The sequence below is a fragment of the Anaerococcus octavius genome (genome assembly GCF_900445265.1).
Classification (GTDB): Bacteria; Bacillota; Clostridia; order Tissierellales; family Peptoniphilaceae; genus Anaerococcus; species Anaerococcus octavius.
On sequence record NZ_UFTA01000002.1, the window covers coordinates 737,838 to 751,146 of the forward strand.

A 13,309-nucleotide genomic window follows, 5' to 3' on the forward strand; every position below is an offset into this window, starting at 1 on the left:
GTGCATATGTAGAGTAACGAAATCTTAATGAACAAGCACTGGATTAATTTCAATGCAAATTATTTTAGTTTGATCTGCAAAATATAAAGCTATATTTTTACGATCTTGATAAGCATAGTATAAATTAAACTTAGCTATTAACCGTATTTTTCTCTTATACCATCTGAGCCCTCTTTCTAAGCAGCATCATCGAGTATCTATTTAGCTTTTTTTAAGTCTACCTCATCTTTTTCAATAGTTATTTCATTAAAAACAAGCAAGACTATCTGCACTTGAATAAGCTGGTCTTCCTTATCAATCTAGAATAGTTTCAATTATTTCATCTGTATCCACAGCAAAATCAAAAGCATGTATAATATTCATTTGAGATGTTAGGTTATTTCCAATAGTATAAAATGGTACCAGTTAAGTATAATCCGTAACTTTTCCTTTATTAGCTACTGTTGGAAAAAATACCTCTATTATCTACAGTTTTGACAAATTCAATATAGCAAACTGGGAAATCTGTATCTTTTGCACTGATAGAGGTTCTAATTATAACACAAGCACCAGATTGTGCAGTAACTAGAGCCAGATCTAGCTCTTTGAAGAATAAAAATGTAACCTTGTCTCCAATATAATATTCATTTGGTTTAACTATAACTTGTTGGTCTTATTATTTGTCTATGCAGATTGATCATTTGTATTATTATTTTTCCGCAAGCTGTAAATATTAATATAAATAATAATATAGATAATTTTTTAAATAATATTTTCATATAAACCAGTTAGACAGATTACTAGTATATAATATAAAAATTTACAATATACATAAAAAATTAAAATATATATCTTATCAGAAAAAATTACTATAAATAATGATTGTGAATACAGTTATTGAAAATAAAGATTTATTTTAAGCATAAAAAAAAGCTCTTAATAGAGCTTTTTTTATTATTATCTAAACTTATGCAAGTTCTACTTCTGCACCAGCTTCTTCTAATTTTGATTTTAAGTCTTCTGCTTCTTCTTTTGATACGCCTTCAGCAACATTTGCAGGTGCACCATCAACTAATGCTTTAGCTTCTTTTAATCCTAATCCAGCTGCATCTTTAACAACTTTAATTACGTTGATTTTAGCTTGTCCAGCTGATTTAAGAACTACGTCAAATTCTGTTTTTTCTTCTTCTGCTGCTTCTCCACCAGCTGCTGCTGCTCCTGGAGCTGCTGCAACTACTGCTGCTTGTGCTGTTACGTCAAATTCTTCTTCGATTTCGTGTACTAGATCAGATAATTCTAATACTGTAAGTTCTTTAATTTCATCTAATATTTGTGTTACTTTTTCGCTTGCCATTTTAATTCTCCTTTATTATTTATTATTCAGCTTCGTTTTCTGTATTTTCATCTACTTATTCTGCAACTTCGCCATTTTCTTCTTTTTTAGCACGTACTGCATCAAGAGCAAGAGCAATTTTTGCAACTGTATTGTTAAGATCACCAGCAAGTGATTGGATTGGTGATTGTAATACATTTGCAAGCATTGAGTAAAGTACGTCTTTGCTTGGTAATGATGCTATTGCTGTCATTTGGTCACCTGTTTGGATAACTCCATCTAAAAGACCAGCTTTGATTAGAAGTTTCTCTTTTTCTTCATCTCCAGCTTTTCTATAATCAACAGCAACCTTTGGTCCTGTTACTGAATCTTCATTTGAAAAGACTAAAGCATTTGTACCTTTTAATTCGCTTGCTAAATCACCATATCCTAGTTCTTCAAAAGCAAATCTCATCATTGTGTTTTTGTAAACTTTGTATTCTGAGTTTCCTTCTCTGAATTTTGTACGAAGATCAGTGATTTCTTGCACGTCCATTCTATCAAATCCAACAAGTGTTACAGATTTTGAATTTTCGATTTTTTCTTTAATTTCATTAACAACTTCTTGTTTTACTGCTATAGCTTTTTCGCTCACTTTTTCACCTCCTAAAGGCTTTTGTGGTAGGTATTAAAAAATCCCCACTTTACATAAGCATATTAAATATGCTTACATCGGTGGGGATGTAAGTTTCTTTTATCCCACCTATACGCAATTATTAAACATTACTGTCTGCGTAGTCTTTGGTAGCCTGTTTATTTGACTATGATATTATATCACAGATTTTTAATTTTGCAAACTATTTTTCAACTAAATCCATTACTCTTTGAGGTGATAGTTTTACACCAGGTCCCATAGTAGATGTTACTGTTACTGATCTAATGTATCTACCTTTTGATGCTGCTGGTTTATCTTTTACTACAGCTGTTAATAGAGCTCTGATATTTTCAGCAAGTTTTTCTTGTCCAAAAGATACTTTTCCTGTTGGTACGTGGATTAAGTTTGCTTTATCAGTTCTATACTCTACTTTACCTGCTTTGATTTCTTCGATAGCTTGTTTAATATTCATTGTAACTGTACCAGTTTTTGGGTTTGGCATAAGACCTTGAGGTCCTAATATTCTACCAATTTTACCAACTGTAGCCATCATATCTGGTGTTGCAATTACAACATCGAAGTCTAACCAGTTTTCATTTTGGATTTTTTCTGCTAATTCGTCTCCACCTGCATAGTCTGCACCTGCAGCTAAGGCTTCATCAATTCTATCTTCTTTTACGAAGGCAAGAATTTTTTGTTCTTTACCTGTTCCGTGTGGAAGTACAATTGTGCCTCTAACTTGTTGGTCAGCGTGACGGCTATCAACACCAAGTTTTAAGTGAAGTTCTACAGTTTCATCAAAGTTAGCTTTTGCTGATTTTTCAACAATTTCTAATGCGTCGTTTAATTCATATTCTTGTGCATAGTCATATGAATTTTTAGATTCTAAATATTTTTTTCCTCTTTTTGCCATTTAATTCCTCCTTGTGGTAAGTCGAGTTTCCTCTCCCACTAATCTTCTACAGTAACTCCCATAGATCTTGCTGTTCCTGCTATCATACTTACAGCTGCATCTAAGCTTGCTGCATTAAGGTCTTTCATTTTTGTTTGAGCTATTTCTTCTAGTTGGCTTCTTTTGATTGTACCAACTTTATTTTTGTTTGGCTCACCTGAACCTTTGTTTAGGTTGATAGCTTTTTTGATTAATACTGGTGCTGGTGGTGTTTTAGTTATAAATGTAAAACTTCTATCCGTAAATACTGTAAGCTCTACCGGTATAATCATTCCAGCTTGATCTGCTGTTTGTGAATTAAATGCTTGAACAAAGTCCATAATATTAATTCCGTGTGGACCTAGTGCTGTACCTACTGGTGGTGCTGGAGATGCTGCTCCTGCTGGTACTTGTAATTTTACTACTGCTTGTACTTCTTTTTCTGCCATAATTTACCTCCTTGTGGTCATAGCGGGGGTTTGCCCTCCCACGTTCTAGCAGTTTATAAACTAAATTGTTTCTATGTCTGTAAATTCTAAGTCAATTGAAGTATCACGTCCAAATATATCTACTAATGCTTTTATAGTTTGTTTTTCAGCATCAACTTCTTTGACTTCTCCTACAAAATCCTTAAATGGACCTGCAATTATATTTACATTATCTCCGACAGCTACATTGATATCCATAATTGGTTTTTTCTCTTTTACACCAAATTTTCTAACTTCTGCTGGTGTAAGTGGCACAGGTTTTCTATCTGGACCTACAAATCCTGTTACCCCTTGAGTATTTCTTATAATATACCAAGATTTGTTTGTAACATTCATCTTAACCATAACATAGCCTGGGAACAATTTTCTAGTTTTTACTTTTTTCTGATCGTTCTTTACTTCTACGTATTCTTCTGTTGGCACTGTTACATCGATTATATCTGGGTTTTGCTCATTATCAATCATAGATCTAATTTTATCGCATACCCTATTTTCATAACCTGTATAGGTATGAACTACATACCATTTTGCCTTTTTAGAAGCTTCGCTTACTTCTTCTACTGTATCTTCTACAGCTTCTGATTGATCTTCTAAAGGTTCATTTCTGTCAAAGGAATCTGTCATCATGCACCTACATTAAATTATAAAACCTAATAGGTTTGCAAATAACATATCTAATAACCAAATTACTACTCCTGTTATAGCACTTATTAGTAATACTAATAATGTATATTGTAGTGTAGTTTGTTTATCTGGCCATTGAATTTTTTTTCTTTCTTTTGCGACACCGGCGAAAAAACCTTCATCTTTTTTTGCCATATTTTGCTCCTATTTTGTTTCTCTGTGTAATGTATGTTTTTTACAGAATGGGCAATACTTTTTTAACTCAATTCTTTCTTGGTGAGTTTTTTTATTTTTTGTAGTATCATAGTTTCTGTTTTTGCATTCAGTACATTCTAATTTTACTTTATCTGCCATTAAAACACCTCCTATTTAATATACGGATAATTCCTACAAGTGATAATGATACCATCCATATATATATTTGTCAACCTATATTTGCTCTAATTTTTCATAAAATGATATGCGCCTTGATACTAAAAATTCTCTTAAATCATCAAGGTCATGGTTTGAAAAACATTGGTCTTGATAGTTTAACAAAATTTCTTCTATATCAGGTAGTACATATACATCTTCATCAAACATTTTCCCAAGATATATATCCTCCCTGTCATAGTATACTTCTGGTGGGTAATCTTCTAATTTACTTGTATCAAAAATCACAAAGCTATCATCTGTATAAACTTTATTTTTTACTACTAAAACTCTCTCTTTAGGATCTACTTTTCTGCCTGTTTTAAAATCACGCATCTATACTCAAGCCTTCTTTATTAATAGTATCTACTATTTCCTGGCAAGCTTTTTTTGCAGTATCATCAGTCTCAGCCTCAACCATAACTCTTATTAGTGGTTCTGTTCCACTTGCCCTAACTAGTACTCGCCCTGTATCAGATAATTGATTGGAAATTTCATCTATTTTTTGTTTTACAATATCGTTATTTAAAGTAGCTTCTTTATCTTTTACTTTGACATTTAGCATAGTTTGTGGATATATTTTTAGATCTCTAGTTAATGAATATAAGTCACTCTTTTGATCAATCATAGCTTCCATTATTCTTAAGGATGTTAAAATACCATCTCCTGTGCTAGCATATTTTCTAAAAATAACATGACCTGATTGTTCCCCACCTATTTCATAATCATTTTCTTCCATAGATTGGTGAACATATTTATCTCCTACCTTAGTTTTAACATAATCTATCCCTAAATTATCTAGAGCCTTATATAGACCAATGTTACTCATAACTGTAGTTACTACTGTATTTGAAGGAAGTTTGCCTTCATCTTTCATATGTTTTGCGCATATATAAATGATAGAATCTCCATCTACAATATTCCCCTTGCTATCAACTGCTATACATCTATCAGCATCTCCATCAAAGGCAAATCCTATATCAAGTTGGTTATCTAATACAAATTTTTGTAAATTTTCTATATGAGTTGATCCTGAATCTACATTTATATTAAATCCATTTGGCTTATCATTTATTACATAAGTATCAGCACCAAGCGCATCATAAACGGGTTTTGCAATTGTAAAGCTTGCTCCATTTGCACAATCTAGACCTACTTTTACTCCTTCAAATGATTTATCAACTGTCTGTATTAAAAACGCAATATATCTATTACGACCGCCAATAAAGTCAACTGTCCTACCAATATCTTCACCAACTGTAAGATCGATGTCATTTATATCACTATCAATATATTTTTCTAATTTTTCTAAAAAATCATCATCCATTTTTTCGCCATCGGAATTAATAATTTTTATACCATTGTCATAGTAAGGATTATGGCTAGCTGTAATCATTACGCCACAATCAAAATCTTCACTCCTTGCTATGTAAGAAACAGAAGGAGTTGGAGTAACGTGTAATAGATGAGCATTTGCTCCTGATGATGTAATACCAGCAGATAATGCATCTTCAAACATATATGATGATCTTCTAGTATCCTTCCCTATTACAATTTTCCCACTATAGCCATTTTTTTTATTAAAATAATCTCCTAAAAATCTACCTATTTTAAAAGCATGATAGACATTTAGCCCTTTATTTGCTTCACCTCTAAAACCATCGGTTCCAAAATATTTCATAAAACCTCCTAAAGTGTATATCTGTTTATATATTTTTTATTATACACTTTGAGCTAATAATCAAAAGAATTGCTTGTAAAAAGTCCTTATGGGTAAAAAATAACAGAGGTGATATAATGAATTTAGAAACATTAAATAACGAAAAGTTTTATATTAATGGAGAATACGTTGAAAGTTCTAGTGGTAAATTTATAGATGTAGAAAATCCAGCTACAGAAGAAATCTTTGCAAAAATCCCTAGTGCTAACGAAGAAGATATAAATAAAGCAGTTGATGCAGCTTATGATGCCTTTAAAACTTGGTCAAAAACTTCCTTAGATAAAAGAGTTGCATTAGTAAAAAAATTAAATCAATGGATAAAAGATCATCAAGATGAGTTTGATGAATTAATACTACTTGAACTTGGCATTCCAATCAATATAGGTCATGATTCTCAAGTAGGTAGGCAAATAGATCGCACAAATGTATTTATCGAACAAGTCCAAAATATCGATTTAGAAACATCAATGGAAGGTGGAATATTAGTTCGTGAACCAATAGGTGTCATAGCGTCAATTACTCCATGGAATTATCCGCTTGGTCAAATAATTCAAAAGGTAATACCTGCTCTACTTTCTGGATGTACAGTAGTGCAAAAACCAGCAACAAATACTCCCTTATCTGCATATTTACTTGCAAAAGGTATTGATGAAGTTGGTTTCCCAAAAGGTGTATTTAATTTAATAACTGGTCAAGGATCAGAAGTTGGAGATATATTAAATAAGCATCCAAAAGTAGCTATGATTTCTTATACAGGTTCCCTTAAAGGTGGTGCAGAGTCTGCAAAAGCTGGAATGGATACAGCAAAAAAAGTTGTCCTAGAACTTGGAGGCAAATCACCTGCAGTATTTGTTAAGGGAGCCAATATAAAAGAAGGTGTTAGCCAAGTATTAGGTACAGTTTATAAAAATATCGGACAAACATGCTCATGCCTATCACGTGCAGTAGTTACAGAAGATATATACGATGAAGTTTTAGAAGAATTTTTGAAACAATATGAAGATTATCCTGTAGGAAATCCTACAGATAAAAAAACAGTTATAGGACCTCTTTCAAGTAAAAAACAATTTGAGAGAGTTAAATATTATATAGAAAAAGGTATTGAAGAAGGTGCTGAACTTATTCGTGGTGAAATACCAAACAAAAATAACAAGGGATACTATGTAAAACCTGTAATATTCACAAATGTAAAAGCTGGAATGACAATTCACGATGAGGAAATATTCGGTCCTGTACTTTCCATTATAAAGGTAAAAGACGTTGACGAGGCAATAAAGGTTGCCAACTCTGTAGATTACGGTTTATCTTCAGCAGTATTCGGAAAAAATGATAAAGCTATCGAAATCGCAAAAGAAATTAATGCTGGCGAATGCTATGTAAATACATCAGCAAAAGGACCAAATTTACCATTTGGTGGTTACAAGCAATCTGGTATAGGTAGAGAAGGTGGACTTTACGGCTTACTAGAATACTATGAGTTAAAATCAATATACACAAAATAAATTTCTGAAGAGCTTAGGCTCTTCTTTTTTTTGCCTAGAAATATACTATAATTGTATTATGACAAAATTAGATTATATACCAAAAACAAATATAAAAATGCTACATGTTGATAAGTCTTATACTTTTGGAGTTGATTCTATAATTTTATTAGATTTTGCAAAAATGAAAAAAAACAAGAATCTAATAGATATAGGCAGTGGTTCTGGCATACTTAGCTTAGGTGCGAATGACTACTACAATCTAAAAAAAGTTTACGCTATAGAAATCCAAAAAGAAAAAGCAAATTTATTAAAAGAGAATTTAAATATAAATGACATTTATAATGTAGAAGTTGTTAATAAAGATTTAAATAATGTTGATCTTGGGTCAAATTTAATTGATTACATAATAACAAATCCTCCCTACTATAAAATAACAGACAATATAAGAAATAAAAACGAAGAATTTTTAATATCTCGTCAAGAAAAATACCTAAAGTTAGAAAACATCTTTGACTTTGCAAATAAAACTCTTAAAGATAGAGGAAAACTCTTTATGATCCACAAACCTGAAAGGATGGTAGAAATTTTTAACAAATCAGGTAATTTAAAGCCTAAGAGAATAAGATTTGTTCAATCTACCTACAATAAAAAACCACAGTTTATTTTAATAGAATTTGTAAAAAATGCTAATGATGGAATAAAGATAGAAGATCCACTAATTATATACGAGAATAGTACTTATACAGAGGAAATGAAAAGAATAAACGGATCACTCTAAACAACGTATAATTTGTTAAATATTTGTAAATATGTTAAAATTATAATAATAAATTTTATTATATTAGGAGGAGATATGAAATTTAATCAACTAACACCAATAGTTTTAGCACTATCACTTTCATTAGTATTTGCTGGTTGCGAAAATAATAATCAAAAAGAAGAACCAGCTAATAAAACTGAACAAAACGAATCAGTAGAAAATACCGATAAAGTTGATAAAGAAAAAAACGAAGAAACTGATCAAGCAGGGGATCAAAAAGAAGATAAAGATGAAAATAAAGAAGCTAAAAGCAATTCATCTTTAAAAGACGGTACATACAAGGCAAGTGCAAACGGCTATGACCGTGAATTAAATCTAGAAGTAAAAATTGCAGATGGCAAAATTAGTGACATAGAGCTTTTAGATAATCACGAATCAGATCCTGTAATTAACAGAGCATTTCCTATAATTAAAGAAAGAATAATCGAGGCAAATAGCCCAGATGTTGATTCTGTTTCTGCAGCCACATATTCTACAACAGCAGTAAAACAAGCAACTTTAGCTGCTTTAGAAGAAGCTGGTCTTGAAAAAGACTCTATAAAAGTTACAAACTCCACAGGCTATGAAGAAGATAGAGAATTAAAAGAAGGTGAGGATAAATCAACTGATTTATTAGTAATCGGTGCTGGTCCAGCTGGCCTTTCTTCAGCTATCCAAGCTAAACAAGATGGAGTTGAAAATGTAACAGTTATCGAAAAAATGGATATCTTAAGTGGTAACGGAAAATTTGATATGAACTTCTTTGATATGGCTAATTCCGAAGCTATGAAAGCAAATAACAACGAAGTTACTAAAGAAGAATACAAAGAAAAATTTGCTGAAAATTCTTGGGATAGTGATGAAAGAATAGATGCTATGACAGACGGAGCTTTTGAAGTTGATAGTTGGTTAAGAGATCAAGGAATTAAACTTGAATACAACTTCGGTGAAGATGGATCAATGAACCACATGGCTAAGGAAGATGAATATGCCGGTAACTATATCCAAACAAAATTAGAAGAAACTGCAAACAAATTAGGTATCGAAATTATACCTGGAACAAAAGCTACAGATTTAATAATAGAAGATGGCAAAGCAAGCGGAGCTGTTGTAGAAGATAAAGAAAATACTTACAATATAAATGCTACATCTACTGTCATCGCAACAGGTGGTTTCTCAAATAATCCTGACTTACTTGCAGAATATATTCCAGGTGGAGAAGAACTTCCAACATCAAATCAAATAGGAGCAACTGGTGACTTTGTAAAAATAGCTAAAGATCACAATATTAAATTAGATGATATGGATAAACCATCTGTATTTCCAAAAATTTTAGATCCTAGACGTGACCTAACAGGAGCATTTGATAACAACTTTATCTTCGTAAATGAAGATGGAGAAAGATTTATAGATGAAACAAGCAGTGGTATCGAATACGGACAAGAAATGGTAAAACATCGCCCAGTTTATTATATATTTGACGAAACTGCCAAAGATTCATTCTATAGATTATCAAGCCAAGTTGAAAAAGGTTATATAGATGAATATGATTCAGTAGAAGACTTAGCTAAAGCTATAGGATGTGAAACAGATACATTAAATGATACACTTGACACTTATAACAAAGCCGTGAAAGGTGAAGCTGACGATCCATTTAGAGAAGAAGCTGGAGAAGAAGAAATAAATACAGATGGCAAATTATATTGCGTAAAAGTAACTCCTGCCCTACACATGACAAAAGGTGGAATTGTTGCTAATGAAAAAGCACAAGTTTTAGATAAGGATGATAACATAATTGATGGACTATATGCAGCAGGTGAAGTAACAGATACTTCTGGAGCATATTCATCAGCAGTTATATTTGGTAGAATCTCTGGTAAATCAGCAGCAGAAAATATCAATAAATAATTAATAAACATATAAAAACGCGTCTAATTTTACTTAGACGTGTTTTTTGATACAATTAATTAAAGGAGATTTTATGGATTATCAAATTTATTTTATTCCAACACCAATAGGAAATTTGGAAGATATGACAATTAGAGCAATAAATACTTTAAAAAAAGTAGATATTATTGCATGTGAAGACACCAGAGAAAGTAAAAAATTACTCGATTATTATGAAATTAACAAGCCTCTTACCTCTTATCATAAATTTAATGAAACAAGTAAATCAATAGAAATTATTGAAAATGTAAAAGAAGGAAAAACTTATGGAGTTATTACCGACCAAGGTATGCCAGGTATTTCTGATCCAGGTCATATACTTATAAAACAATGTATAGAAGAAAATGTATCTTATACAATATTGCCAGGTGCAAGTGCTATGATAACAGCTCTTGTAGGTTCAGGACTTGATAATAATAAATTTACTTACTATGGATTTATCCCTAAAAAAAAATCTGATAAGATTAAACTTTATAAAGAATTAGAAAATGAAAATAAAACATCAATAATATTTGATACCCCCCATAATTTAGAAAATACTATAGCTGACTTTAAGAAATATTTTTCTGATCGCAAACTATGTATAGCACGTGAGCTTACAAAAAAATTTGAGGAATATATATTAGAAGATATTTCAAAAATAAGTATAGAAGAAATAACTTTAAAAGGTGAATTTGTATTGCTATTATCAGGAAAAAAGCAAAGCAATAATCTAAAAATTACTGACTATGAAGATAAAATTAAAAATCAAATCGACCAAGGTATTAGTACAAAAGATATAGTCAAAAATATAAAAAAAACTACAGATTTTTCAAAAAATGAGATATATGAATATGTACTTTATTTAAATAAGTAAATCGGGCATTAAACCCGATTTTTAATTCACTCTATTTTCACTATCACCAGTTTCAATAACCTCTACTGCATTATCTAAGGCAAATTTAATTTGATTTTCTAATGCAGTTTTTGTAAAATATGCAACGTGATTATACATATCAACTTTAGGATTTTCTAGTAAACTATCAAAGATCTTATCATCATATTTAGGCTTATCATAGCCATATATATCAGCTTCGTTCTCATAAACATCTAAAGCCGCCCCATGAATCTTTCCACTTTTAATTGATGATAATAAGGCTTTTGTATCAATTAATCCACCTCGAGAAGTATTTACAATAAATGATCCATCCTTCATTTTGTCAAAAGCTTTTTTATCAAACTGGTGGAAGTTTTCTTTAACTAAGGCTGAATGGATTGTAATAATATCTGATTTTGCTAAAAGTTCATCAAATTCTACAAAATCCACTATGTTTTTTGAGTAAGTTTTTGGATGTGGAGTTGTCGATATTATTTCTACACCAAATCCGGTTAATCCTTGTGCAACTAAATAACCTATTGTGCCTAAACCATAAATACCAATAGTTTTTCCTCTAATAGTTTGCCCTAATTTATTTTCACTAAAGCGAAAGTCTTTTTTTCTCATATCTTTTTGAATTTCGCTATCCTTTTTAAGTAATTTTAATATCATCATTATAGTAAACTCTGCAATAGATTCTGGCGAATAATTAGGAGTATTAGTTATTATAAGTCCTGATTGTTTTGCTTTATCTAAGTCTATTTGGTCAAATCCAACCGATGTAATGGATATTTGTTTTATACCATAATCCGCAATCTTTTGATAAATATTATCTTCCAAAGAATTTTTAATCGTACATACCACACCGTCTGCATGCTCTAGTCTATTTATATTATCATTATTTATAACTTCATCTATTATATCCACTTCTATATTATTTTCTTCTTCCCAGTCCTTTATATATTTTATGGCTAGAGGATGTGGTTTATACACACATATTTTCATATAATGCTCCTTAATATAGTTTATATAATATATCTACCCTATTTTTAGGCAAAATAAAAAGAACCCAAGGGCTCTTTAAATTTCAAATTATTTTTTTCTGTTTTTTCTTTTAGCTGCGTCATTTTTTTTCTTTTTAATAACGCTTGGTTTTTCGTAGTGTTCTCTTCTTCTGTATTCAGAAAGTACACCGGATCTTGCGCATTGTCTTTTGAATCTTTTAATTGCACTATCGATTGATTCGTTTTCTCCAACTTTGATTTCTGTCATCTCTATCCCCCCTCTCGTATAACACAAAAATTTTTTCAAATTCTATTGTAAAACATTTTTAGCCTGGAGGCCAGTGAAATGCTCTGCCACCTAGAACATGAAAATGCAAGTGAGGAACAGATTGCCCCCCGTCTTCGCCGATATTAGTAACAACTCTATAGCCTTCCAAATTATTTTCCTTAGCCAATTTTTGTATAACTAACATAATCTTTGCTACAAGATCGCTGTCACTTTCATCAAGCGTAGCTAAACTTGTTATGTGCTTTTTTGGTATAACAAGAAAATGGATAGGTGCTTGTGGATCTAAATCATTAAAAGCAATTATATCTTCATCTTCGTAGATTTTGTCAGTAGGAATTTCTCCTTCTACAATCTTACAAAATACACAATCCATACTTCACCCCCATTAGTATTTATTTTACCACAATAAAAAAAGTGAGTCAATAAATTTATATTGGTAAATGCACATCTTCTTAAAAAAAATTAAGGGTATCTATAAATATAATATAAGAAACGATCTTTAAATGAAAATGTTAATTTTAGGATCTAATGGTGGAGTAGAAAGTGAAGTAAGGAACTGAGCTTTTAAGAAAGCAAAATATAGACTTTACAACCAGTGTTATAAATAAAGAAAAATATATACAGTATTAATAGATATAGTAAATAACTCAATCGATTCCAATGGTAAGGGTGGAACCGAAAATACTATAAGTGTTGATTTTGATGGAGCTGTTAAAACAATGATAGCTGCTAAAAAAGCAAGAGTAAGACAATATTATATAATATTTAAGAATAGCTATTGATAATACTGATGATCCAATAAAATCTTAT

At 31.0% G+C, this 13,309-nt stretch carries 16 protein-coding genes; 4 read left to right on the top strand and 12 right to left on the bottom strand.

Going from position 1 to position 13,309, the window contains the following annotated elements; all coding sequences use genetic code 11:
* Window positions 1–946: 946 nt before the first annotated feature.
* From rplL to glmM, 9 genes are all read right to left on the bottom strand, one after another.
* A complete protein-coding gene (gene rplL, locus DY249_RS03755) occupies window positions 947–1,333 on the bottom strand; it encodes a 50S ribosomal protein L7/L12 (RefSeq protein WP_115595227.1) in 387 nt (128 codons plus the stop codon).
* Window positions 1,334–1,388: 55 nt separating this feature from the next.
* Window positions 1,389–1,946, bottom strand: coding sequence for a 50S ribosomal protein L10 (gene rplJ, locus DY249_RS03760; protein WP_115595228.1), 558 nt, complete (start codon window positions 1,944–1,946; stop codon window positions 1,389–1,391).
* Between the two features lie 202 nt (window positions 1,947–2,148).
* Window positions 2,149–2,859, bottom strand: a complete 711-nt coding sequence (gene rplA / locus DY249_RS03765; RefSeq protein ID WP_115595229.1) for a 50S ribosomal protein L1 — start codon at window positions 2,857–2,859, stop codon at window positions 2,149–2,151.
* Window positions 2,860–2,897: 38 nt separating this feature from the next.
* Complete coding sequence (gene rplK, locus DY249_RS03770; protein ID WP_101540543.1) at window positions 2,898–3,326, bottom strand: 50S ribosomal protein L11; 429 nt, start codon at window positions 3,324–3,326, stop codon at window positions 2,898–2,900.
* Between the two features lie 60 nt (window positions 3,327–3,386).
* Complete coding sequence (nusG, locus tag DY249_RS03775; RefSeq protein ID WP_101540542.1) at window positions 3,387–3,989, bottom strand: transcription termination/antitermination protein NusG; 603 nt, start codon at window positions 3,987–3,989, stop codon at window positions 3,387–3,389.
* Window positions 3,990–4,001: 12 nt separating this feature from the next.
* Window positions 4,002–4,184 (bottom strand): preprotein translocase subunit SecE, encoded by a 183-nt coding sequence (secE, locus tag DY249_RS03780; RefSeq protein WP_101540541.1) that lies wholly within the window; start codon window positions 4,182–4,184, stop codon window positions 4,002–4,004.
* 9 nt (window positions 4,185–4,193) lie between these two features.
* Window positions 4,194–4,343: a 50S ribosomal protein L33 gene (gene rpmG, locus DY249_RS03785; protein ID WP_101540540.1), complete on the bottom strand. Its 150-nt coding sequence runs from the start codon at window positions 4,341–4,343 to the stop codon at window positions 4,194–4,196.
* A 75-nt stretch (window positions 4,344–4,418) separates the two neighbouring features.
* On the bottom strand, window positions 4,419–4,736 hold the full coding sequence (locus DY249_RS03790) for an aspartate 1-decarboxylase (aspartate alpha-decarboxylase) (protein WP_115595230.1): 318 nt from the start codon (window positions 4,734–4,736) through the stop codon (window positions 4,419–4,421).
* Window positions 4,729–6,081, bottom strand: coding sequence for a phosphoglucosamine mutase (gene glmM, locus DY249_RS03795; protein WP_115595231.1), 1,353 nt, complete (start codon window positions 6,079–6,081; stop codon window positions 4,729–4,731). The genes DY249_RS03790 and glmM overlap by 8 nt, the downstream gene beginning before the upstream one ends.
* A gap of 116 nt (window positions 6,082–6,197) precedes the next feature.
* On the opposite strand from glmM, the gene DY249_RS03800 reads away from it, so the two are divergent.
* The 4 genes from DY249_RS03800 to rsmI all read left to right on the top strand — a co-directional run bounded on the left by DY249_RS03800 (window position 6,198) and on the right by rsmI (window position 11,206).
* The gene (locus tag DY249_RS03800) at window positions 6,198–7,622 is read left to right on the top strand and encodes an aldehyde dehydrogenase family protein (protein WP_115595232.1); all 1,425 of its coding nucleotides are present in this window, start codon (window positions 6,198–6,200) and stop codon (window positions 7,620–7,622) included.
* Window positions 7,623–7,680: 58 nt separating this feature from the next.
* Window positions 7,681–8,382, top strand: a complete 702-nt coding sequence (locus DY249_RS03805; RefSeq protein WP_115595233.1) for a tRNA1(Val) (adenine(37)-N6)-methyltransferase — start codon at window positions 7,681–7,683, stop codon at window positions 8,380–8,382.
* Between the two features lie 75 nt (window positions 8,383–8,457).
* Window positions 8,458–10,311: an FAD-binding protein gene (locus DY249_RS03810; RefSeq protein WP_115595234.1), complete on the top strand. Its 1,854-nt coding sequence runs from the start codon at window positions 8,458–8,460 to the stop codon at window positions 10,309–10,311.
* 73 nt (window positions 10,312–10,384) lie between these two features.
* Window positions 10,385–11,206: a 16S rRNA (cytidine(1402)-2'-O)-methyltransferase gene (rsmI, locus tag DY249_RS03815; RefSeq protein WP_115595235.1), complete on the top strand. Its 822-nt coding sequence runs from the start codon at window positions 10,385–10,387 to the stop codon at window positions 11,204–11,206.
* 21 nt (window positions 11,207–11,227) lie between these two features.
* On the opposite strand, the gene DY249_RS03820 is transcribed toward rsmI, so the two are convergent.
* The 3 genes from DY249_RS03820 to DY249_RS03830 form a co-directional block, all read right to left on the bottom strand.
* Window positions 11,228–12,211: an NAD(P)-dependent oxidoreductase gene (locus tag DY249_RS03820; protein ID WP_115595236.1), complete on the bottom strand. Its 984-nt coding sequence runs from the start codon at window positions 12,209–12,211 to the stop codon at window positions 11,228–11,230.
* A gap of 87 nt (window positions 12,212–12,298) precedes the next feature.
* The gene (rpsU, locus tag DY249_RS03825; protein WP_101540532.1) at window positions 12,299–12,478 is read right to left on the bottom strand and encodes a 30S ribosomal protein S21; all 180 of its coding nucleotides are present in this window, start codon (window positions 12,476–12,478) and stop codon (window positions 12,299–12,301) included.
* 58 nt (window positions 12,479–12,536) lie between these two features.
* The gene (locus DY249_RS03830; RefSeq protein ID WP_101540531.1) at window positions 12,537–12,872 is read right to left on the bottom strand and encodes a histidine triad nucleotide-binding protein; all 336 of its coding nucleotides are present in this window, start codon (window positions 12,870–12,872) and stop codon (window positions 12,537–12,539) included.
* Window positions 12,873–13,309 lie beyond the last annotated feature (437 nt).